Consider the following 22,373-nt stretch of genomic DNA (forward strand, 5'->3'; position numbering starts at 1 on the left):
GTGATTGATGCCGAAGGATTTCGTGCCAATGTGGGAATTGTCATATGTAACAACCAAGGGCAAGTTTTTTGGGCAAGGCGCTACGGTCAGCACTCATGGCAGTTTCCCCAAGGGGGCGTGGACGAAGGTGAAACCCCTGAACAAACCATGTATAGAGAGCTTCATGAAGAAGTAGGGCTTAGGCCTGAGGACGTAGAAATTGTCGCGAGCTCAAAGCATTGGTTGAGATATAAGCTACCTAAGAGATTGATCCGCAAAGACTCAAGTCCAGTTTGTATTGGGCAAAAGCAGAAGTGGTTTCTACTCAAGTTAAGGTGCAAAGATGAAGAGGTAGATCTACTCAGAACGCATCATCCAGAGTTTGATGATTGGCGTTGGGTGAGTTATTGGTATCCAGTACGTCAAGTTGTTTCGTTTAAAAGAGATGTGTATCGTCGAGTAATGAAGGAATTTGCGCCTTTTGCTATGCCTTTTAACCGAAAAGAACATAATCATAAAGATCATTGGCGAAGACGGTAAATAGGGTATCAAAGTGCTAGCAACGTTAAGGTCAATAGCTCAATCGGTCTCTCAGCAAGACAACTTAAGTGACGCGTTAAACCTTTTCGTTGCAATGGTCAAAAGCGCAATGCAAACAGATTGTTGCTCGATTTATTTTGCAGATTACAGTCAAGATAATTTTGTTTTAATGGCCAGCGATGGCCTTAATCCAGATGCGGTGGGAAAATTTCGTATTGGTTTTACCGAAGGTTTAGTTGGCCTTGTAGCCCAGCGCGAAGAAACGATTAACATTGCCCAGGCGCAAATTCATCCTCGCTTTAAGCATTCACCTGAGGTGCAAGAAGAAGGGTATAATGCCTTTTTGTCAGTGCCTGTGATCCACCAGCGTAAGGTCTTAGGGGTCATTGTTGTTCAACAAAAAAATACCCGAGTATTTAGTAACGACGAAGAGTCTTTTTTGATCACTTTATCTGCTCAGCTCGCTTCACAACTCGCTCATGTTGAGCTGCAAACATTACTTAAACAAGATGCCAGTAATCATAAGACATCGGTATTAAAAGGCGTCGCAAGTACGCCTGGTATTGCACTGGGTAAAGCTTATGTCATGCTTCCTAAACTTGATTTCACCAGTATTGAATCTACTCAGAGCGACAATTTCTCGGAGCAAAAAAAGCTGTTTAAGCAGGCTGTTGAGGCAACGCGTCATGAATTTCATGTTTTAGCTAACCGACTCTCTTTAACGCTACCCAAAGAGGCGTTAGCGGTATTTGAAGTATACCAACAGCTGTTAGATGCACGTAGTCTAGGCCAGCAAGTAACAAAGGAAATGGAACTTGGGTGGGATGCTAAATCGGCACTGAAACATGTGATAGAAGATTTAGTCACACAATTTGAAGCAATGCAGGATCCCTATATAAAAGAGCGGGCTGTAGATGTAAAAGATTTAGGGCTGCGGGTACTTCATCACCTTGTAAGCACAGAGTCGGTTTCAAAGTATTACCATGAACAAACTATCTTAGTGGCTGAAACACTGACCCCAGCGATGCTAGCACAAGTTCCTAAAGAAAACTTAGTGGGAGTGGTCAGTGTTCACGGTTCAGCAAATTCCCATGCTTCGATTTTGACTCGCGCGATGGGGATACCCGCGATTTGGGGTATCGAAAATCTGCCGCTCTTACAATTTGAAGATAAACACATCATTCTGGATGCTTATGCTGGCAAGGTATATATCTCTCCCTCTAAAGTATTGAAAAAAGAGTATGAGGCGCTTCGGCAAAAAGAGAGCCAGTTACATGATAAGTTTGATGCTGAGCATGATTTACCTCCCGTTACTCTCGACGGAGAGCGGATCAGTTTATTGTTAAATGCTGGTCTTGATCTTTCTACAGAGCATGCCAGTGCTAAATTTAGTGATGGTGTGGGTCTATATCGGACAGAGTCTTGGTTTATGCAGCGCGGACAATTCCCATCTCAAGCTGAGCAGGAGCAATGTTATAGAGAGGTACTGTCTTCATATCACCCTGAACCTGTTGTGATGAGAACACTGGATATTGGTGGTGATAAAGTTTTAGATTACTTTGATATTGAAGAGGAGAATCCATTTTTAGGTTGGCGTGGTGTTCGCATTACTTTAGACCACCCTGAACTTTTCCTTGATCAATTGAAGGCCATGATTAAAGCGAATGCTGGTTTAGGTAACTTACGGATCATGTTGCCGATGATCAGCCACACAGAAGAAGTTGATGAAGCGTTAGCACTGCTGGAACAAGCCTACTTTGAACTGCAAGAAGAGTGGGCAGATCAGTTTTATCAAATAGATAAACCTGAAGTCGGGGTCATGATTGAGGTCCCCTCCAGTATATTTTTGTTACCTGAGTGGGCCAATAAAGTCGATTTTTGTTCTGTTGGAAGTAATGATCTGACTCAATACTTACTGGCGGTAGATAGAGCGAATTCACGGGTGGCTAAATTATTTGAGCCTTATCACCCCAGCGTGTTAAGGGCGTTAAATCGCATTGCAAAAGAGTGCCAAGCATTGGAGCTACCGTTTAGCTTGTGCGGGGAGTTGGGCTCTGAGCCTGAGGGGACTATTTTGCTCATCGCGATGGGGTATCGCAAGTTAAGTATGAATATATCAGCATTAAATAAAGTTAAATGGGTTCTTAGAAGATTGAAGGTAAAGGATATGGAGGAATTGCTTGAGCAATGCTTGCAAGCATCTAATGCAATCCAAGTACACCGCTATTTAAGAGATTTTATCGTTGAGCAAGGCCTAAGCGAAATTATTTATACCCAAAGCGGAGCTGATAATCTCTAACCTGTCACGATGGTTATTCACGCTCAGATTATAACTTATCATGGTATAGTCTTTTATTTATTGCCAATTACAGTCTTTTGGTAAGCTCAACTCAATGCCTTCTCACAATGCTGTCATATTTTAGCAAAGTAACCACTTACATACCTTTTGCCAGTAACCGCTTTGAAAGTAGATACGGCACGCGCTATTGCTAACCCAGAGATATTGATATTCTAAAAGATTTAATTTAAAAGAGAGATTTGTGGCTTATTTTTGTCAAAATGCCCAGTAGTGAAAAGTTAACTTTTAATAAGAGCCTTTTAAGGTATGTTTACTTAACTGATTTATTTGGTATGGTACTGACTTCTTGGCTTTGAACATGGCAGAGTGTGAAAGCCACACATAATTGACCAGTAGCAACAATTAAAAAAAGGTGTTTGTGTTCAACTCAAGTATGAATACAAGCAAAACGTTATTTTATTGAGGGAAAGCGATGGCTTTGCAGTTTCCGGAAATCGATCCGATTATTTTTTCAGTCGGGCCTTTAAGTGTCCGTTGGTACGGCCTTATGTACTTAATCGGCTTTGCATTTGCAATGTGGTGGGCAAATAAAGAAGCGGAAAAACCCAATTCGGGATGGACCAAAGACCAAGTAAGTGACCTGCTTTTTTACGGTATGTTGGGGGTTATTTTAGGTGGCCGCGTTGGTTATGTGCTGTTTTATAAATTTTCTGCCTTTTTATCTGACCCGATCATGCTGTTTAAAGTATGGGAAGGAGGGATGTCTTTCCATGGTGGAGCATTAGGCGTAATAACCGCAATTTTCATTTTTGCATGGCGCACTAATAAATCGCCTTTGGCTGTGGGGGACTTTGTTGTGCCTATGGTGCCTATTGGGCTTTTAGCAGGTCGAATTGGTAACTTCATTAATGGTGAGCTTTGGGGTCGTCCAACTGATGTACCGTGGGCAGTTATTTTCCCGGGCACGGATGCTGGTGGTGTACCTAGACATCCGTCCCAGCTATACGAAGCTTTATTTGAAGGATTGGTCTTATTTTTGATTTTAGTCTGGTATCGCAATCAGCCTCGACCAGCAGGCAGCATCGCAGGCCTGTTCTTGCTGGGTTATGGTACATTTAGATTTGCTATTGAATACTTCCGTGAACCAGATTCGCATATTGGCTTGTATGCAGGTGTGATTTCTCAAGGTCAAATCTTATCACTACCAATGATCATCGGTGGTCTGGGTTTGATGGTGTGGGCACACCGACGTGAAGCGACAAAAACAGCATAGTAAAACTGGGTGTTTAGCGAAGAAGCTTCTTCGCTAAACACAAACAGCAATTTATTAATGGTCAATTTAGCGTTATAGTAATAGTAGTTACGCTAAATGAAGTTGAAACACTTGAATTACTCATCCGCATCAAAAAAAACATACAGTGCCTTGCAACTTTTGCTCGTTGCTATTGTATTTGTGATGTCTGTGTTTCAGCCTGTTGCGCAAGCAGAGATGATCTGTGATCACGATATGCCAGGGGCAAAAGCTGCGATGTCTATGCATTTGCCTAGTCATGATGCCTCTGATAACCACCATCAGCACAGTAATATGAATCATACTATGCCATCTCACCACGAAATGGATTGCTGTGAAACAGAGTGCGCATGTCCTACAAGCTTATGTGCGCCATTTTCTCTTTTTATGAGTGAATCTTCCGTATTTACCACGTTTAAACAGTTAACAGAAAAGCCTTTATCTGCCTATTCTGGTTCACCTAATCAGTTAATAAACACGGTCTATAAGCCCCCCATTCTGGCCTAACTCTAGGGTTATTGTGCCCAAAAAATAGCTTTTTAATATTCAGCCATCCCGCTGTATTGCGTTTTATGGTGCGAAAAGTATTTTCAATTACTTTTGAAACACCAGCGATGGCATTTTTCAAATAAAAATGAGTTCCAGAATGTTTAAATTTAAGTTTGTCACGTACGTGTTATTCATCGTTGCAATATGCAACTTTCATAATTTAGCTCAAGCACAACAAGTTATTGAGCAGCCTCAGCTCAAGGTATACAAAACGCCGACATGTGGGTGTTGTGTTAAATGGTTAAGTCATTTGTCTCAACAAGGTATCACCCATCAAGTATATGACTTGCCGGATTTGGGTGATGTGAAAAGTCAATTAAGCATTAAGCCGCGTTATCAGTCTTGCCATACTGGTGTGAGCAGCGGTGGTTATGTGTTTGAGGGTCATGTACCCGCTAAATTCATCAAGCAATTTTTAGCTACACCGTTGAAAGGTGCGATCGGTTTATCAGTGCCTGCTATGCCCCTTGGTTCCCCGGGCATGGAAGTCGGTCAGCGTTTTCACCCATATCAAGTATTGGTGTTGATGGCTGACGGCAGCAGCCAAGTATTTGCTGAAATTAGTAAATATGAGGAGCAATTTTAATGCGGGTTTTAATTGTTCAGTTAACGACTGCTGGTGTATTCAAAAATTTTCAGCCAGATGAAGTAATGCCTATGATGGATTGGAGGAAATCATTATGAGTACGCCAGTTGTAAAAATAATAACGGTTCTAATAGTAGGTATTGTGATTGGCGCAGGAGCTGTTACATTGCGCGATAGTCAACATACGATGGTCGATGCCCATGAAAACGCAGCTGATGAAAAAAAGCCGCTTTACTGGGTTGCGCCAATGGATGCGAATTATCGACGCGACCAGCCAGGTAAATCGCCAATGGGCATGGATCTTGTTCCCGTTTATGAAGAGTCTCAAGGTGAGGACAAGTTTGGCCCTGGGGTGGTAAAAATCTCTCCTCATGTTGTCAATAACCTTGGGGTTAGAACAGCCAAAGTGACATTAGGCGCATTGCAACAAAATATTAACACTGTGGGTTATGTGCAATATGATGAACATAGATTAGTACACATTCACCCTCGTGTAGATGGCTGGGTAGACAATCTATATGTGAAGGCTGTAGGTGATGAGGTTGAACAAGGACAGGCCCTTTATGATTTGTATTCACCTGAGTTGGTTAATGCACAAAAAGAGATGTTAGTCGCGTTAAATCAAGCTGATCAACAATTGATTGAGGCAGCCACGAAGCGGTTACGCGCGCTAAAAATGTCGACCGATTTTATTGAACAGTTGATAAAAACCAAGCAAGTCCGCCAAACCGTCACCTTTTATACACCGCAATCTGGTGTCGTTAAAAACCTCAAGATCCGTGAAGGTTACTATGTTCAGCCTGGTACGACGATGATGAGCATAGGTCAGCTTGACCATGTTTGGGTGGAGGTTGAAGTATTTGAACGCGAAGCAAGTCTTATCAGAGTCGGGCTGCCGGTTGTGATGACGTTAGATTATTTACCGAGTAGGTCGTGGCGAGGGCAGGTCGATTATGTATACCCTAGTTTGGATGCGTCAAACCGCACCTTGCGCGTGCGGCTCAAATTTACGAATACGGATAAAGCCCTCAAGCCCAATATGTTTGCTCGAGTCCAGATTCAGTCTGAGAGTACTCAACATGCACTTCTGGTCCCAAAAGAGTCTGTAATTAGAACCGGTTCACAAAATCGTGTGGTATTAGCATTGGGAGAAGGACAATTTAAGTCGATTGCAGTCGAAATTGGTCGCATTGATGATACGCATATTGAAATTTTATCAGGGCTAAATGAAGACGAGACGGTGGTCACATCCGCTCAGTTTTTGATTGATTCAGAGTCAAGTAAAAGCTCTGATTTTAAGCGTATGACGTTCGATGAAAAACCAAAATCAGTGTGGATGAAAGGGGAAGTGCATAGCGTAACAGAGCAAAGCAGACAGATAAATGTGACACATGGAGCTGTTGATGCTTGGAATTGGCCAGAGATGACGATGGATTTTGAAGTTGGACAAGAGGTTGATTTCGGTGTATTAAAAGCGGGCCAAACACTGCATTTTGAGGTGACACAGCTTGGATCTGGTAGTTACCTGGTGACAGGAATACACATTATGGCGGAACCGCAAATTCCTACGGCAACTGTCAAAGGCGTAATTAATCATGTTTCTCACCGTGATCGTACGGTAAATATCAGTCGCGAGGCGATTGAGAAGTGGAACAGAGCTGCTGCAACTATGGACTTTGTGGTGGACGGATCAATACCACTAGCAGATATTAAAGTTGCTCAGGAAATTACGTTTACTTTTGAGGTCAGAGACGATTTAGTCATCGTTGACATAAAAGACGTTAACAGCGGTGAGCATGACGCTCATGCAGGCCATTGATAGGAGTTCGATGTGATTGAATCAATTATCAAGTGGTCGGTGAGCAATCGGTTTTTAGTACTGTTGCTGACGGTTATTTTAACTTTTGGTGGCTTGTATTCATTAAAGCAAACCCCAGTGGACGCCATTCCCGATTTATCAGATGTACAGGTAATTATAAAAACAAGTTACCCAGGGCAAGCGCCTCAAGTGGTGCAAGATCAAGTCACTTTTCCATTGAGTACCGCTATGCTGTCAGTGCCCGGGGCAAAAACGGTGCGCGGATTTTCGTTTTTTGGTGACTCTTACGTCTACATTATTTTTGATGATGATACAGATATGTACTGGGCACGCAGCCGCGTGCTTGAGTATTTGAGTCAGGCTGCCAGTGACTTACCTAGTTCTGCAAAGCCGCAGCTTGGACCGGACGCTACTGGCGTAGGTTGGATTTATATCTACGCATTGACAGATAAAACGGGCCGCCATGACCTGAGTCAGCTGCGAAGTCTTCAAGATTGGTTTTTGAAGTACGAATTGCAGACGGTATCCGGCGTGTCAGAAGTGGCTACCGTCGGGGGCATGGTTAAACAGTATCAAGTGGAAGTTGACCCTGACAAGCTGAGAGCTTATGGCATTCCTTTAAGCTTGATTGAAATTGCTTTGAAGCAAGGTAATCAAGAAATGGGCGCCTCAGTAATTGAAATGGCTGAAGCTGAATATATGGTAACGGCGACAGGCTACATAAATAAGCTCTCTGATATTGCTCAGATCCCGCTCGGGGTGAGTGAAAATGGTGTGCCTTTGACCATTGCAAACGTGGCTGATGTGCGTTTGGGGCCGCAAATGCGCCGTGGTATCGCTGAACTTAACGGCGAAGGGGAAGTGGTCGGCGGTATAGTGGTGATGCGCTCCGGTGAAAATGCGCAGGCAACCATTGAAGGAGTAAAGGAAAAGCTTGCTTCTTTGAAGGGAGCTTTACCTGAAGGCGTTGAGGTCGTACCGGTATACGACCGCGCTCAGTTAATCGAAGCCGCGGTGGATAACTTATGGCAAAAGTTGGCTGAAGAACTGTTAGTGGTGGCTGTGATCTGTGTTGTGTTTTTATTTCATTTGAGGTCTTCGGTGGTGGCTGTCGTTTCATTACCGCTTGGCATTTTAGCCTCATTCATCATCATGCACTTACAGGGAATAAACGCCAATATCATGTCGTTAGGCGGTATTGCGATAGCCATTGGTGCAATGACAGATGGGGCGATTGTGATGATTGAAAATATGCACAAGCATATGGAAAAAACGCCACTGACGGATGAAAATCGCTGGGAAATTGTGACTAAAGCAGCTTGTGAAGTCGGGCCTGCATTATTTTTTAGCCTTCTTATCATCACTGTATCATTTTTACCTGTGTTTATTTTAGAAGCACAAGAAGGCAGGATGTTTGAACCTCTTGCTTACACTAAAACTTACGCCATGGCGGCATCCGCCGGTTTAGCCATTACTTTGGTGCCTGTATTGATGGGGTACTTTATTCGTGGCAAGGTGATATCCGAGAAGAAAAACCCGTTAAACCGCGTTTTAACGGCAGTGTATATGCCTGTCTTAAAGCAAGTAATGCGTTTTCCTAAAATTACGATTTTATTGGCTGTGTTCATTACGGTTGCTGGTTTTTATCCGATCAATAAGATTGGTAGTGAATTTATGCCGCCACTGGATGAAGGCGACTTGATGTACATGCCTACTACGTACCCCGGCATTTCTATTGCAAAAGCCCGCGAGCTCTTACAGCAAACTGATAAGCTAATCCGTACTGTGCCTGAGGTTAACAATGTATTTGGCAAGGTGGGACGTGCAGAAACGGCAACCGATCCAGCGCCATTGACTATGATTGAGACCTTCATTCAATTAAAGCCAAAATCTCAATGGCGAGAGGGGGTTACAACAGAAAGTTTAAAGGCGGAATTGGATAGCTTGGTTAAATTCCCCGGCTTAACGAATGCTTGGGTCATGCCGATAAAAACGCGCATAGATATGCTAGCAACGGGGATCAAAACGCCTGTGGGTATAAAGGTCGCAGGTCCTGACTTGGACGTCATTCAAGAGATCGGCCAGCAAATTGAGGCAATTTTACCTGCACTTGAGGGAACCGCTTCCGTTTACTCTGAGCGCGTTGCTGGAGGCCGTTATATTAAAGTCGACATTTCTCGCATACAGGCCAGTCGCTTTGGGCTCAATATTTCTGATATTCAGCAGGTCGTGGCTAGCGCCATAGGTGGAGCAACTGTTACCCAAACTATAGAAGGTCAAGAGCGATATCCAGTGAATATTCGCTACCCTCAGGAGTACAGAGACTCACCTGGATCTTTAGCCAAGTTGCCTATGGTGACACCATCAGGCGCTCAAATCACCCTTGGAGATGTTGCTCGTATTTATATTGATACGGGGCCGGCTAGCATAAAAAGTGAAAATGCGCGGCTCAATGGCTGGACTTACATTGATATCGAAGGTGTTGATATCGGTTCTTATGTGAACAACGCACGCGCTTTTTTAGAGCAAGAGTTAGACTTACCAACCGGATATTCCCTTTCTTGGGCTGGTCAATATGAATATATGCAAAGGGCACAAGAGAAATTATCTTATGTGTTGCCTTTAACATTGGCAATCATTGTCATTTTGCTATATCTGAATTTCAGAGCCATGACAGAAGTTTTGATGATTATGGTGACGCTCCCTATGGCCATGATTGGTGGGATATGGTTGATGTATTTTGAAGGGTTTAACTTTTCCGTGGCTGTTGGCGTTGGGTTTATAGCGTTAGCAGGTGTCGCGGTGGAGATTGGGGTGATTATGCTGGTGTATTTAAACCAAGCTCTCCACTCTCTCAAAGAGCGCGCTTCGCAGACCGGCGCTTCAATTTCGCTAGAAGAGTATCAAAATGCGCTGTTACATGGCGCTGGCCTTAGAGTGAGGCCCGTTATGATGACAGTGACGACCATTATTGTCGGGTTACTACCCATTTTATACGGTGCCGGTGCTGGCTCTGAAGTGATGAGCCGAATTGCAGCGCCTTTGGTTGGTGGCATGACGAGTGCTGTGGTGTTAACTTTAATCGTTTTGCCTGCTCTGTATTCCTTAATAAAGCGCAAAGAGGTGACGAGGTTAAATAAGGAGATTGAAATGGATGTGCCTAGCCGAGGCTAATCTAAACAAGAAGTAATGCTTAGCAAGCATTACTTCTTTTGCGTAATTTACTCACTATGGAGCAATTTTATTAATAGCGGCTGATTACTGTAGTTGGAAACACGCATTTTGACCGTCAGTAGGGCATAAATCAGGCTCACCACCAGCGACTAAGTTTGTTAATTTTGGCTGTAGGACTTTGCTGTTAGATAATTTTTTGAGTGAGTTTTTCTTGATTTTCAGTTTCATGATTTTCCTTATTTATTATTTTTTCAACTAAATCATAACTAATCTAGCAATAATTGAATGTTAAAGTAAATAATGAATGCTAGACCCTAATACATTTAGATATCTTGTGTATTCCCTAGGCGCTGCTGTTCAGATACCAATTTATTATCACCCTAGCAATGATGGTTTAGCTTCCATATGCAGTGTATGATAGGGCGCAGTTGAAATTTGTAGAGTGATAGGGTTGGGTAATGAGCCAATATTTAGACTTATGTCAGCGCATTGTTGATGAGGGTAAATGGGTTGAGAATAAAAGAACAGGAAAAAGATGCCTCACGGTAATCAATGCGGATTTAACCTATCACGTTGATAAAAATGAATTTCCACTTGATACTACCCGAAAGAGCTTCTGGAAAGCGGCAATTGCTGAACTGCTGGGCTATTTGCGTGGATATGACAGTGCGGCCCAGTTTAGAGAAATTGGCTGTAATACTTGGAATGCCAATGCAAACGAAAACCAAGACTGGTTAAATAATCCAAACCGTAAAGGTGAAGATGATATGGGGTTTGTTTATGGTGCGGTTGCCAGAAATTTCCCAAAACCAGATGGCGGTAGCGTTGACTTAATCAAGCAAGTGATCGATGACCTATCAAAGGGTATTGATAATCGAGGCGAAATCATCACATTTTATCACCCTGGATCGTTTCATTTAGGCTGCTTGCGCCCATGTATGTTCCAACATCAGTTTTCTATTTTAGATGGTGTATTGTATTTGAATAGTTACCAGCGCAGTCAGGATGTACCACTTGGTGGTAACTTTAACGCCATACAAGTCTTTACTTTATTGAAGCTAGTGGCACAGATCACGGGGCTTCAAGCAGGTAAAGCATTCCATAAAATTGTTAATGCGCATATTTATGAAGATCAGCTTGAATTGATGCGTGATGTGCAGTTAAAGCGCACGCCTTTTGAATCACCTCAGCTTCATATCAACCCTGAGATTAAAACGTTTGAAGACTTAGAGACTTGGGTGACTTTGGATGACTTTGAAGTGACAAATTATCAACACCATGAAGCGATCCAGTATCCTTTCTCTGTTTAAAACTATGAATTATATACGGTGAGATGATTTTGTCTCACCTTTTCCTCACACCTTTGTTTATCACCTTTTAGTATTGTTCCTATTTTTACCCAATTTGTTTATTCTGGCTATAAAGTATTCAAAGTAAATGCTTTTTGTCTTGTTTCAGTGGACAAACCAGTCTTTTTTAGTCAGTCTAATGACCTAGCTTAAGGGAAGTGGCGTTTATTTGGTTGGGTTAAGGTGGAATGTGTTGTATGCCTTTCAAGTTACAAATATCAACTTTTATATTAGTTTTTATCATAGTGTGCTTGGCTGGCTGTGCCAGTTCAGACCTAACATTGAATGAAAAAATAGCCCATCAAGAAAAAATCCATGCGCATAAGGTCATGGTGGAGTCTTATACGAAGAATAAGGCCAGTATTGAGCGGTTAGCAAAAATGGAAGGTGATTTGACTCAATTACTGAGCTTACTCGCTGTTCAAACTGAAGTGCCAGATATTCATAGCCATATGCAGCCACAGCAAACTGTTGTTCAACATAAGGCTGAAGTGACCCCGCATGAGCCTATTGAAACGCAAGAAATCAATGATAAGGATAACGTTAAAGTATCACAACAAAAGGCGAGCTCATTAGTACCTGATTTTGTATTAGGTATGCATTTGAGGCAACACACAGCACTTTCACAAATACAGGCCATTCAGTTTCGTATTGATATGATAAGGCATAACTATCCACTGGTTTTTAATTCTGTGGATACGCGAATTGTGGAGCCAGATCCAAATCGCACACTATTTTACGTTATCGCTTCTGGCTTTTCATCTTACCAAGAAGCTGGGGTTTTTTGTAAGGCGATGTCGGGTGTGACGAAGCGTTGCGCTGAATTGCAAAATAATATATAAATGTATATATATAGGTACAAGCTTTTGTCCATCAAAGGAATTTGCGCATGTGTTTTAGAGCTTAGACTCTTATTACATCGATCGCGAGAGCAGTAGTTTAAATCACTCTTAATTACTTACGGTGATTTATAAAGGATAATTTTATGAAAAATAAGTTTAAATATTTCGGCCTTGCGGCAACTATTACAGCATTACCGTTAACGACAATGGCGGGTGAGCAGGCAACATTTGAGGCTAAGGTTGAAGTAAAAAATGCATTCTCGTTGCAAAAACAGCAAGATTTAGACTTCGGTACTATTCGTGCTCTGGCGGATAACGTGGGTACAGATAAAGCGACTCTGGTTATTCCTGCAGATAAGACTATGGCTCCAACACCTTTTACAACGAATCCAAGTACAGCTGAGATTGCGATTTTAAGTGCAGGTAGTCCTGCGCAATTTAAAATTTCAGGGGTTGTTCCTTTTGCCACACTCACAATCACAGACCCAGTCGAGACCAATATTTCTTTAACGACCAGTGGTTCGGCGGCAGGCTTTACTTTGGGCTCATACACATACTTTGTTGAGACGGGCGCTTCTAACTCAACGCCTGTGGTAGGTAATAAGATTCAGGTTGATGCTTTAGGCGATGCCGTATTTAATTTAGGTGCAACGTTGTCGACCACAAATAATAACGCTGCGAATTATTTAGATGGTAACTATGTTGGCACTTTTACACTCGAAGTTAGTTATTAACTTCTTGGTAAGTAAATGTTGAAAGAATCCAAATATAAAGCGGTTCAGAGCATAAAATCACGAGCCGCCGTATTTGGGTTATGCTTGATAGTCAGTCTTCCTGTACTTGGTAGGATAGATGTACTTACGCCTTTAGATTTTGGCACTATTTTAATTTCAGATCACAGCCAGACGAGTCGTGTTAAAATCGGTGTAAATGGGCAAAATACGACAAGCGGAGCGGTTCATTTAGTCTCTGGCGGCAATGCTGCGGAGCTTGCTTTATCTTCGTTACCTCCTTTGCATCAAATCTCTGTGTCAACCAGCATTGTTACACCTTTACTGTCGCATTCTAACTTATATGTCCCCGGTATAAACCTGGTGCAGTTAGAACATATCAACAGTGTTGTCAGCGATTCGCAAGGAAATGCTGCCCTCAAAATTGGTGGTACAATTGAAGTGAGTGCACAGCCTTCCCAATTCCCAGATGGCACATATCGCGTCTGGGCAAATATTGAATTGAATTATTAATTACCTCTTATGAAAAAATATATTTTTTGTATTGCTGTTATGGCGATGTCAGTTTTTAGTCAGGTAGTAAATGCCTCTTTGATGATTTCACCTACCCGTGTTGTGTTTGATGAACGGCAGCGCACAGCGAAAGTGTTCTTAATAAATAATGGCTCTGAAGCAAAAACTTACCGCTTGGGTTGGAAAGAGAAGCGCGCACTGGCGAAAGGTGGTTATCAAGATCTAGCGCCTGAACAAGCAGGGCCTTGGAAGCTCAGCGAGTTAATGAGAATGACGCCAAGACAAGTTTATTTAGCGCCTGGTGAGCGACAAGTTGTGAAGTTAGCATTAAGGCGTAAACAAGGGATGCGTGATGGCGAATACCGCTCACACTTGCTGTTTCAAGCATTGCCAACAGAAAATCCAGACCAATCAGTAGCGATAGGGATTAGCCTCAATATGATATTGAGCTACAGTATTCCGGTTATGTATCGAAAAGGGGTTGATGTACCGCAGGTAACCGTTAGCTCTGCGCAATATACTTCGAACATTCACGGGAAACCAGTTATCGCGGTTAAATTAAAAAGAAGTGGCGCAGCAAGCGCATTGGGGAAGTTGACAGCGCATTGGCAGCCGAACGGTAAAAAAGAGTGGACTAAAGTCGCTATAGCCAATAACTATGCAATTTATCCTGAGGTAGACGAAGCCAGTGTTGAGTTGAATATTTTACAAGGTCAGGCTATTCGTGGTTCAGGTCAATTAAAGCTGATGTATACCGGTCAAGAGGAATATCGAGATACGGTTTTCTCACAGCGTATTTTCAATGTGATTGCTCAATAAAATCGTGCTAAATAGGCTTTGTATTGTCGCACTACTGAGTATATGTGCGGCAATGACGCTGGTTACTTTTGCCAACCAAGATGACAGTAATGCGCACAATGAGAGGGTGCTCAGTTATGGGAGCAACCGCATTCAAAGCGGTGAAGTACTTTTTTTATCACTGTATGTTGATAAATATTACCTGTCAGAAGTGTTTGCAATCAAGAGTGACAATGGCGTTTTACTAGAACTACAAAGTTTTTTCTCTGCATTGGATTTTGCCATAACATCTGACGATGACGGCAAACGTTATTCCGGGTGGTATATTGAACAGGCACAAGTCTTCTCTTTAAATTTGACGACCCTTCGCGTCCGTACTGGACAGGCTGAGGAGCAATTAAACGCACAAGACATCATGGAAACCCAAGGCGAAGTGTATGTCGATGCAACCTTACTGGCCAAGTGGTTCAAATTACATTTCAACATCAATTACCAAGATCTCAAGCTGAAAGTTTTTAGCGAGCAAAAGCTTCCCATTGAAATGCGTTTAGCAAGACAGGATCGTCGCTTTGCAGCTAAGTCTGTGAGGCAATCTTCTGTATTGCCTTGGAAAGAGACGCCATATCAAGTGTGGAGCCCTCCACTGTTTGATATACAAGCGTCACTGAATACCACGAATGAAAGTGACACACGTCTTTCAGTCTCTATGTTAGGGAGTCAAGACCTTGCTTATTGGAATGCGAATTACTTTTTAAGTGGTCGCAATGGCAATTTGTTAGATGAAGGACGAGTGAATATAACCAGAGAAGAGAAAGAAGGTATTGCACTTGGCCCGCTGACAATAAATAAAGTAGAAGCTGGGGATATTCTTGGTACGCGTATAGGGGGAGAGTTTGTATCAACACATGCACGTGGTTTAAGGATCTCGGATAGACCGCTTTTTCAGGAGATTGATACGCAAGCCGTGAGAATAAGTGGTGCAATACAGGTGGGGTGGGACGTCGAGCTGTACCATAATGGCTTGATGATTGATCAAAGGTTAAGCGTCCAATCTGGTTTATATGACTTTGAACATATAGAACTCTATTTTGGAAGCAATGAGTTTGAGTTGATCATGTATGGGCCCCAAGGGCAAGTTCTGCGAGATAGTCGCTCATACTATGTGGCCGGCAGTCGTATCTCAGCAGGTAACGGTTATTTTGATGCATCCCTTGTAGATGTGGGGAAAACTTTATTAGGGACAGGTATAAGCACTGACAGTTATACAGGCTGGAATCTCCTCAGTCGCTATGATTATGGAGTTAGTGATGCTTTATCTTTTTATTCAGGTACTCGTATTGCGCTAGAGGGGCAAGAAAATGCATATCAGTTGAATACTGGGTTAGTTTTTGATGTATGGAAAAAAGGCATCATTAACTTTGACTACAGCCATGATGAGCGCGGTGAACGCATATACCAACTACAAGGGCGTACTCAGATAAATCAACATGCAATAAGCGCTGTGGTATCAGATAAAAAAAGCCGAACTGAGAATGAAAATGCACAATACAATAGAGTGCAAGATTTGGCGCTTCGCGTATCAGGTCGCTTGTACCAAAATAGCGACATTCGACTGAATTATCAAAATACGCTTAATTGGCGAAAAAACCTTTATGGCAGTGATTTTATTGCATCTAACTTGCTTTCGGTGGCAACGAGGTTTGGTACGCTTAGCCATCAATTAGATTATACTCAGCCTGACGGTGAGCAAGCTTCCAATATACGCGGCATTGCACGCTGGCAGGGGAGAGTGGGGAGTACGTATGGCCGTGTCGGAGTTGGCTATATGTCACAGCCAGATAGTCAATTAACGGATTACCATATACAACTGAGTCGAGTCATAAATAGCCAGCTAGGCATGGATTTAGATTATACCAAATCTTTGTTAGATGATAATTATGAAATTGAAGCTGGCCTAAACTGGCATAACGACAAATTTAGGCTGACAGGTCAATTTAGTTACTTTCAAAATAATGATTGGCAATTTGGGCTAACAGGTCAGTTTAGCCTTGGCTATGAGAGCTATAGTAATGAGTTTTTTATCAGTGATAGGCGATTAGCGAGCTCAGGCTCAGTGTTGGTAAAAGTGTACTTAGATCAAAACAATAATGCGAAGTTCGATGGCAATGATGTCATGCTTGAAGGCGTTCGGATTAAGTCTTTACAAGGATTTGCGCAAGCGTTTACTGATAGTAAAGGCACTGCTTTGCTAGGAAATATGCCTTTAAACCGTCAAACAGACATCGTGCTTGATGCGGATTCTCTGCCTGACCCTTTTTATATCTCGGCCCATGATGGCCGTTCAATTACGCCGCGAAAAGGGTTTATAGCCTACTTAGAATACCCAGTTGTACATGCAGGTGAGCTTGAGGGAATCGCATATCAGAAGGATCTTGAAGGCAATGAGGTGCCATTGCCTTATGCTGAAATAGAGCTAGTTAATGAGTACCAGCAAGTGATAGATACAGTGAAGACAGCTTATGATGGGTATTATGTATTTAGCGGGATCAGACCTGGTAACTATGAGACCAGAGTCAAAAAGCATACATCGGATCAATTTAAGCAAACTGAAAAAGTTGAAGTGGCATTCTCAAGCCGAGGGGATGTATTGCTTGAAGTGGATATGATGGTTGAACACTTGCCTAACTTAACCGGCTATGTTGCTGTGCTTGGACAATTTGATTCACTGACTATCTTGAAAGCTTACGCGACGATTGTTACCAAAAAAATACCGCCAGATTTATCCAATCAAACTTTTTTTATGCATGATAAAAAGCGTAACAAATATCTACTTGGTTATGGTTATTCTGAACAAGAAGGTCAGGCGGCAAGCGCTTGCCTTAATTTACAGCGTACTCAAATCTCATGTAACGTTGAGCCTATATCGGTTGTTCAATAGAAAGCATCAAGTTAGCTAAAAGAATAAACAACCTATGACTCGCTAGAATAATAAAGTGCTTCTTTGCTTATATAGTCATCAAGTGGTTCGATTTTTGCATGATATCGAGGACTAACTCAGAGGTATGATAATATGCGATTTCTAATCTTGGTGTTTATTTGCTTGTTAGCAGGCTGCAGTACGAGCGCCTGGCTACAACCAGAATCAGAAAAGGTTGAAAAACAAGCCCCCCCAGCGCGCAGTGTCCACAGCTATGTGGGAGAGATGGCTACGCAGCTTAGTCAGTATAGTCGACCTCTAAAGCCTGGTGCTTCAGTCGCAGTCACAAGCTTTTTTAAAGATAATGAATTAGGCGCCGATACCTTAAGTAATCAAGGCGCGGGTCTAAGCAATCAGGTGCAAGAAAGTTTTATCACCTATCTGACACAAATGGGGTTACAGGTGGTTGAATTTCGGATGCAAAAATCGATTAATTTATCCGAAGAAGCTGACACTATTTTAAGTCGCGACATTGATAAACTTAAACAGCGACACAAGTTTGACCTGATCCTTACTGGTAGCGTAAGTGAAAACATAGATTCCTTTACGATACATGCAAGATTAATAGATATGGTCAGTAGTAAAACTGTATCTGCCGCTTCTATAAGCCTACCCAAAGAAACGCTCTGGGGAGAGGAGCAAGTGCAAATGCGCGATGGCTTACTGCATCGCAGCCAATATTAACGGAGAAAGATATGAAAAAGTATGCGTTATCACTTTTATTGCCTATGTTATTTGGCTGTATGAATACGGACAGTGAGCAATATGCGGGCAATGCGGTTATGGTGGATAAAAACGCATTTGCGAGCTCTGAGAGTCAGTTTCAAGTTCACCCAGGCGGAATGCATGGAATGACTGTCTCACAACAAATGGCGAGTCGCAATGTGACCCACTATGTACAAAACTTGATGCAAGATATGATAGGGAATCTGCGTTATGTAAACGATAGAACGCCTATTGCGGTTGCGACTTTTGTTTTTCTTGATGAAGACTATAACTATGGGTCTTTACTCGGGAATCAGTTATCTGAGAGCTTTGTCCATGAATTACATAACTTTGGGGTCCCCGTCGTTGATTTTAAAACCACGGATTTTATGCGTGTGACTAAACAGGGCGATTTCATTTTTAGTCGTGACTTTTTAGAGCTCTCTGATGAGCATACTTTCAATTATGTGCTTGCCGGCACGTTGGCAAATCATCAAGGTGGTGTGCTGGTGAATGCACGTATCGTGGGGGTAAAAAGCAAGGCTGTTGTTGGGACTGCACAAGGTTTTTTACCGCAATCGGTTGTCAATGCACTGCGTGATGGGATTGGTCACGATGGGATTCGCTTGGAAAGAGCAAGTAGGTAGTGGTGATGAGAACGAGTATATTGATACTGGGCTGTATAGCGCTTATGGCGGGGTGTGAAAGCTCTCGGCACGCACAAATTGTTCCCCAAGGTCAGCAATCAGTAAAAGATCAGCAAGCGCAGCAGTTGGCAGCTTTGGCTAATGAGTTAGATTCACAGCCGGATGTTGTCTATTCAGATCCAGGGTTTGTTACCTACGAGCATAATAAACAGCTATCTAATTATGCGGGTCAAATCGCATTAGAGTTAACAGATTCTATGACTGGGATTTCACCTAGAGCCGTAGCGATAACGAGTTTTGTTAGCTTTGATAGAAGCCTCAGAAGGAGTAATCAGCTCGGTAATCAACTGGCTGAGTCCATGATCCACCAATTTCAAAAAATGGGCTACCCAGCGCTTGATTTTAAGTCCCATCGTGGGATTGCGGTGACAGTCAATGGCGACTTCGTTTTATCTCGTGACGCAAAAAGGCTGCCAAAAAGCCCGTCACCGAGCCATGTGTTAACGGGAACAATGATCTACCGTGATCGAGGTGTAGAGGTAAATACTAGGCTGCTTGATTTTGACAATCGGTTAGTGGTTGCCAGTAGCAATGTCACTATTCCTTATTTTATTCTTCATCCAAGTGCGACAGTCACTTACAAATGACAACGATGGTCGCAGTTGTGGCCATCAGCTAGCCTGTTTTCACCTGAGGGTGATCAAATTAAATATCTAATGACTGTTACATCTATTTTCTAAAATGACTTGTCATTGATACCATGACACTGTTATAAATATAATTCATAAACAAATGCTTATGGTGTTTTGACACAAGTATGTGTCCCCGTAGTTTAATGGATAAAACGGGGCCCTCCTAAGGCTTTGATGTAGGTTCGATTCCTACCGGGGACGCCATAATGCTTCTTCAATACGAAATTACCAGCCTGCTATAAAGCATATTCCTCAGCAGGTGTGATGATAAGCTCCACAATGTCATTAATTTGAATGTTATTCATTGGCCTATTTTGAATATTTGTCGCGATGGCATTTTGTGCATTAACTTGTGTGACTTTGACACGATTGATGGTTTGAATACTGCGAGTAAAGAACTGATTTCTTCCGCCAGCGACATCGCTACGATGTGCAATACTCAGCACTTGTCCTACCTTAAGACCATGTGCTCGCCCTAAGTTGATCACCAACTGGTCTTGATCTTTATGGAGTATGCGTCCTCGTGTAGGTAAACATGCAAATGCTTGATTTAGATCTTGAGCGAGGCTATTGAAAACGCCTTGAATGCGTTTTCCATAATCTGTATGCCAAAAAGTATCACTGTATACGTCGACTATTTTGGTTTTCTCATAAGGCCAAATACCCGAAACACTATAATGTTGCTGCCATACTTTGTCTTTACTGATTGCATCAAATGCAGCAAAGTCAATCTTAAAGCTTCTCACATATTCATCATCTTGCCAAAAAGCATATTCACTATTTAACTTTTGTGTATTGGCCAAGTCTGTGATTTGGCTGAGCAAAACATATTGACTATTGCTGGTCGCCGTCAAGCTTTCGATAAGCTTATCATCGTAATCGAAGTTTTGTGAAAAGAAAGCACGTACATTAATACTTTTATCAATAAAGGGGATCGGTTTGACCGTCATGTTACGCTGCATCAAGGTTTGATACATGCGTTCACTGGCTGATTTATGTATGTCAAAAATTTGACCAAGTCTCGCTTGATGCGGCTGCATAAGCTGGCTTTGTGTAATAGTGATCTGTTTATTGAAGGACTCTTCTGGACACTGCTGCTGTTTAGGAAAAATATCTAGGTGCAAAGTGACACTCATCACACCATCTTTGGTATTTTCAGATACTAAGTTGATTTCTTGTATTTCGCCATGGCTTTTTATTTTGATGTGATCTTGAGCAAGCACACCATTAGCCAGTGTTTGCACACTAGAAACGGTAGCACCAGAGAAAATTAGCGCTTGTGTTATTGCATCTTGCACAGCTTCTTGTCGTGCAGCTGCGCGGTCAGCGGTATAAGCATTTGCGTACCCGGTTACTTCAAACCATTCAGCTTTGGCACCAAAGCTTAACAAACAGGCAGTGATGGCTGTAATACTCGCTCTTTTCATCGTTTAATACCGTTTCAAAACTTAGTCTATCTTATATCTATCTCAGCAAGTCCTATGCCAATCGTATTGGCTTAATTTGTGCATGTGATCAAGCACAGAAGCAAACTTATGTAATTAGGAGTCGGTAACGTATGCGTAGGTTACTTAAAGTTAGCAAAATTTTAGCCATCAGTGTAGTTGTTGGTCTCGCAGGCTGTAGTTCAATTATCGACAAACATGTGGAATATAGTCATGTGCAACCTGATAATTACCCTGTATTAAAAGCGATTGGTTATGCACCTTTAGATGCGCAACCAGGGGTAACAGACAGTGAGAAAATGTTGATGGCAATTAAGGTTTCTAAGCTAGAGGCTTACCGAGAGCTAGCAGAGCAAGTGTATGGTCATCAATTGAATGCCACAACAACAGTACGGGGTGTTGTTGCTCAAAACGATGGTCTACGCAGTCAGGTCCAAGGCGTAATAAGAGGTGCGCGTGTACTTAAATCGTATGCCGTCGGTGACATTTACACAACTGAACTAGAGTTAGACATGAAGACGGTGTATGACTTGTATATCGGCCAAGTTAAGCCTAAAAAAATTCAAAGAGTTACTTACTATTAGTCCAAAGCAAAAAGCACGGCTTCAGCTGTGCTTTTTGTACAAATTAAAAGCTTAAGCTTTTAAGTTTTTTACAATCTCACCAACATTTTCTACGACACTGCCATCTTCAGTATAGGTTGTAGATGTGGGTCTACCTATGAGGATCTCTTTTAACTCACGTACTGTCATATGTGCCAAGTGTGCAGCTTTTGCATTGACTTCATTTTGATTTTTACATTTTATCAGCAGTAAATCTATTTGCTCGGTCAAAGGGGCAACATCGGGGTTTTGAAACAACTCTTTTGGGTAACTAGATAGTTCTTTATCTGTTTTTTGAATGTTATTCAAAAAGGTAATTTTTTGCCGTGCAATGTCCTTGAGTCCATCTCCATTTCTGGTGCTTAAGGCCGTCAGCTCTTCATCGAGAAGCAGGGTCAAAGCTTCCAGTGAAGATATTTGTGTTGTTAACTGCTGTACACACAGCTCAAGTGCTTTATCCATATAAATCAAATTCAAATGCGGCTATGTTTTTTGCGAGCTTTTCAGCATCAACCTGATACTTTCCTTCTGCAATCGCTTTTTTAAGCTCTTCGACTTTTTTGCTATCGAAGGCTGGTGCTTGTTGCGCCTTATCTTGCAGTCCTTTCAATTGCTGCGCTTGTGGTGTCAAACTGACAGAGTCAGCTGCTGCTTTTTGCTGAGCGGCAGGTTTAGCTGCTGCATTATTAGCATCATTTCTTTGCAATTCAGCACGTTGTTGCTTAATATTATTAGCAACATTGTTCGGCTGATTTTGACCGTTAATGTTATTAACCATGATAGTGACCCGTATAAATAGTTGTTTCAGTCTTTATATCGACCATTTCACTACTAA

21 protein-coding genes and 1 tRNA gene are annotated in these 22,373 nt (G+C 42.2%); 18 read left to right on the forward strand and 4 right to left on the reverse strand.

What is annotated here, in order from left to right:
* The 7 genes from rppH to L1077_RS01500 all read left to right on the forward strand — a co-directional run bounded on the left by rppH (nt 1) and on the right by L1077_RS01500 (nt 10,237).
* Nucleotides 1–519 (forward strand): RNA pyrophosphohydrolase, encoded by a 519-nt coding sequence (rppH, locus tag L1077_RS01470; protein WP_063360376.1) that lies wholly within the window; start codon nt 1–3, stop codon nt 517–519.
* A gap of 13 nt (nt 520–532) precedes the next feature.
* Nucleotides 533–2,818, forward strand: coding sequence for a phosphoenolpyruvate--protein phosphotransferase (gene ptsP, locus L1077_RS01475; protein WP_237135295.1), 2,286 nt, complete (start codon nt 533–535; stop codon nt 2,816–2,818).
* Between the two features lie 472 nt (nt 2,819–3,290).
* On the forward strand, nt 3,291–4,091 hold the full coding sequence (gene lgt, locus L1077_RS01480) for a prolipoprotein diacylglyceryl transferase (RefSeq protein ID WP_237135296.1): 801 nt from the start codon (nt 3,291–3,293) through the stop codon (nt 4,089–4,091).
* A gap of 96 nt (nt 4,092–4,187) precedes the next feature.
* A complete protein-coding gene (locus L1077_RS01485; protein ID WP_237135297.1) occupies nt 4,188–4,616 on the forward strand; it encodes a hypothetical protein in 429 nt (142 codons plus the stop codon).
* 127 nt (nt 4,617–4,743) lie between these two features.
* Complete coding sequence (locus tag L1077_RS01490) at nt 4,744–5,244, forward strand: DUF411 domain-containing protein (protein WP_440589527.1); 501 nt, start codon at nt 4,744–4,746, stop codon at nt 5,242–5,244.
* A gap of 94 nt (nt 5,245–5,338) precedes the next feature.
* On the forward strand, nt 5,339–7,063 hold the full coding sequence (locus L1077_RS01495) for an efflux RND transporter periplasmic adaptor subunit (protein ID WP_237135299.1): 1,725 nt from the start codon (nt 5,339–5,341) through the stop codon (nt 7,061–7,063).
* Between the two features lie 12 nt (nt 7,064–7,075).
* Entirely contained in the window at nt 7,076–10,237 is a 3,162-nt protein-coding gene (locus L1077_RS01500; protein WP_237135300.1) for an efflux RND transporter permease subunit, read from the forward strand.
* Between the two features lie 84 nt (nt 10,238–10,321).
* On the opposite strand, the gene L1077_RS01505 is transcribed toward L1077_RS01500, so the two are convergent.
* Nucleotides 10,322–10,465 (reverse strand): hypothetical protein, encoded by a 144-nt coding sequence (locus L1077_RS01505; protein ID WP_237135301.1) that lies wholly within the window; start codon nt 10,463–10,465, stop codon nt 10,322–10,324.
* Nucleotides 10,466–10,695: 230 nt separating this feature from the next.
* On the opposite strand from L1077_RS01505, the gene L1077_RS01510 reads away from it, so the two are divergent.
* The 10 genes from L1077_RS01510 (at nt 10,696) to L1077_RS01555 (ending at nt 19,695) form a co-directional block, all read left to right on the forward strand.
* Complete coding sequence (locus tag L1077_RS01510; protein WP_237135302.1) at nt 10,696–11,547, forward strand: thymidylate synthase; 852 nt, start codon at nt 10,696–10,698, stop codon at nt 11,545–11,547.
* 236 nt (nt 11,548–11,783) lie between these two features.
* On the forward strand, nt 11,784–12,428 hold the full coding sequence (locus L1077_RS01515) for a hypothetical protein (protein WP_237135303.1): 645 nt from the start codon (nt 11,784–11,786) through the stop codon (nt 12,426–12,428).
* A gap of 143 nt (nt 12,429–12,571) precedes the next feature.
* A complete protein-coding gene (locus tag L1077_RS01520) occupies nt 12,572–13,162 on the forward strand; it encodes a DUF4402 domain-containing protein (protein ID WP_237135304.1) in 591 nt (196 codons plus the stop codon).
* Nucleotides 13,163–13,177: 15 nt separating this feature from the next.
* Nucleotides 13,178–13,672, forward strand: coding sequence for a DUF4402 domain-containing protein (locus tag L1077_RS01525; RefSeq protein WP_237135305.1), 495 nt, complete (start codon nt 13,178–13,180; stop codon nt 13,670–13,672).
* 9 nt (nt 13,673–13,681) lie between these two features.
* The gene (locus L1077_RS01530; RefSeq protein WP_237135306.1) at nt 13,682–14,491 is read left to right on the forward strand and encodes a fimbrial biogenesis chaperone; all 810 of its coding nucleotides are present in this window, start codon (nt 13,682–13,684) and stop codon (nt 14,489–14,491) included.
* Between the two features lie 52 nt (nt 14,492–14,543).
* Nucleotides 14,544–17,408, forward strand: a complete 2,865-nt coding sequence (locus L1077_RS01535) for a hypothetical protein (protein ID WP_237135307.1) — start codon at nt 14,544–14,546, stop codon at nt 17,406–17,408.
* 132 nt (nt 17,409–17,540) lie between these two features.
* Nucleotides 17,541–18,131 (forward strand): FlgO family outer membrane protein, encoded by a 591-nt coding sequence (locus tag L1077_RS01540; protein WP_237135308.1) that lies wholly within the window; start codon nt 17,541–17,543, stop codon nt 18,129–18,131.
* A gap of 11 nt (nt 18,132–18,142) precedes the next feature.
* Nucleotides 18,143–18,799, forward strand: coding sequence for a FlgO family outer membrane protein (locus L1077_RS01545; RefSeq protein WP_237135309.1), 657 nt, complete (start codon nt 18,143–18,145; stop codon nt 18,797–18,799).
* 5 nt (nt 18,800–18,804) lie between these two features.
* Nucleotides 18,805–19,446, forward strand: coding sequence for a FlgO family outer membrane protein (locus L1077_RS01550; protein WP_237135310.1), 642 nt, complete (start codon nt 18,805–18,807; stop codon nt 19,444–19,446).
* Nucleotides 19,447–19,620: 174 nt separating this feature from the next.
* A tRNA-Arg gene (locus L1077_RS01555) sits at nt 19,621–19,695 on the forward strand.
* Between the two features lie 32 nt (nt 19,696–19,727).
* Here the strand turns inward: L1077_RS01555 and L1077_RS01560 are convergent.
* Complete coding sequence (locus L1077_RS01560) at nt 19,728–20,918, reverse strand: flagellar assembly protein T N-terminal domain-containing protein (protein ID WP_237135311.1); 1,191 nt, start codon at nt 20,916–20,918, stop codon at nt 19,728–19,730.
* A 131-nt stretch (nt 20,919–21,049) separates the two neighbouring features.
* On the opposite strand from L1077_RS01560, the gene L1077_RS01565 reads away from it, so the two are divergent.
* A complete protein-coding gene (locus L1077_RS01565) occupies nt 21,050–21,520 on the forward strand; it encodes an LPP20 family lipoprotein (RefSeq protein WP_237135312.1) in 471 nt (156 codons plus the stop codon).
* A 51-nt stretch (nt 21,521–21,571) separates the two neighbouring features.
* On the opposite strand, the gene flgN is transcribed toward L1077_RS01565, so the two are convergent.
* Nucleotides 21,572–22,000 (reverse strand): flagellar export chaperone FlgN, encoded by a 429-nt coding sequence (gene flgN, locus L1077_RS01570; RefSeq protein ID WP_237135313.1) that lies wholly within the window; start codon nt 21,998–22,000, stop codon nt 21,572–21,574.
* Nucleotides 21,993–22,316 (reverse strand): flagellar biosynthesis anti-sigma factor FlgM, encoded by a 324-nt coding sequence (gene flgM, locus L1077_RS01575; protein WP_237135314.1) that lies wholly within the window; start codon nt 22,314–22,316, stop codon nt 21,993–21,995. Before flgM ends, flgN begins: the two co-directional genes overlap by 8 nt.
* Nucleotides 22,317–22,373: the final 57 nt, after the last annotated feature.

It is taken from the genome of Pseudoalteromonas luteoviolacea (assembly GCF_021654285.1).
Classification (GTDB): Bacteria; Pseudomonadota; Gammaproteobacteria; order Enterobacterales; family Alteromonadaceae; genus Pseudoalteromonas; species Pseudoalteromonas luteoviolacea_J.

Coding starts and splice junctions, on each gene's coding strand:
- L1077_RS01560 (WP_237135311.1), bottom strand. CDS start 20,918: ATGAAAAGAGCGAGTATTACAGCCATCACTGCCTGTTTGTTAAGCTTT.
- L1077_RS01510 (WP_237135302.1), top strand. CDS start 10,696: ATGAGCCAATATTTAGACTTATGTCAGCGCATTGTTGATGAGGGTAAA.
- L1077_RS01520 (WP_237135304.1), top strand. CDS start 12,572: ATGAAAAATAAGTTTAAATATTTCGGCCTTGCGGCAACTATTACAGCA.
- L1077_RS01495 (WP_237135299.1), top strand. CDS start 5,339: ATGAGTACGCCAGTTGTAAAAATAATAACGGTTCTAATAGTAGGTATT.
- flgN (WP_237135313.1), bottom strand. CDS start 22,000: ATGGATAAAGCACTTGAGCTGTGTGTACAGCAGTTAACAACACAAATA.
- L1077_RS01545 (WP_237135309.1), top strand. CDS start 18,143: ATGAAAAAGTATGCGTTATCACTTTTATTGCCTATGTTATTTGGCTGT.
- lgt (WP_237135296.1), top strand. CDS start 3,291: ATGGCTTTGCAGTTTCCGGAAATCGATCCGATTATTTTTTCAGTCGGG.
- L1077_RS01540 (WP_237135308.1), top strand. CDS start 17,541: ATGCGATTTCTAATCTTGGTGTTTATTTGCTTGTTAGCAGGCTGCAGT.
- L1077_RS01515 (WP_237135303.1), top strand. CDS start 11,784: ATGCCTTTCAAGTTACAAATATCAACTTTTATATTAGTTTTTATCATA.
- L1077_RS01550 (WP_237135310.1), top strand. CDS start 18,805: ATGAGAACGAGTATATTGATACTGGGCTGTATAGCGCTTATGGCGGGG.
- L1077_RS01490 (WP_440589527.1), top strand. CDS start 4,744: ATGAGTTCCAGAATGTTTAAATTTAAGTTTGTCACGTACGTGTTATTC.
- flgM (WP_237135314.1), bottom strand. CDS start 22,316: ATGGTTAATAACATTAACGGTCAAAATCAGCCGAACAATGTTGCTAAT.
- L1077_RS01505 (WP_237135301.1), bottom strand. CDS start 10,465: ATGAAACTGAAAATCAAGAAAAACTCACTCAAAAAATTATCTAACAGC.
- L1077_RS01530 (WP_237135306.1), top strand. CDS start 13,682: ATGAAAAAATATATTTTTTGTATTGCTGTTATGGCGATGTCAGTTTTT.
- L1077_RS01565 (WP_237135312.1), top strand. CDS start 21,050: ATGCGTAGGTTACTTAAAGTTAGCAAAATTTTAGCCATCAGTGTAGTT.
- L1077_RS01535 (WP_237135307.1), top strand. CDS start 14,544: ATGACGCTGGTTACTTTTGCCAACCAAGATGACAGTAATGCGCACAAT.
- L1077_RS01485 (WP_237135297.1), top strand. CDS start 4,188: ATGAAGTTGAAACACTTGAATTACTCATCCGCATCAAAAAAAACATAC.
- L1077_RS01525 (WP_237135305.1), top strand. CDS start 13,178: ATGTTGAAAGAATCCAAATATAAAGCGGTTCAGAGCATAAAATCACGA.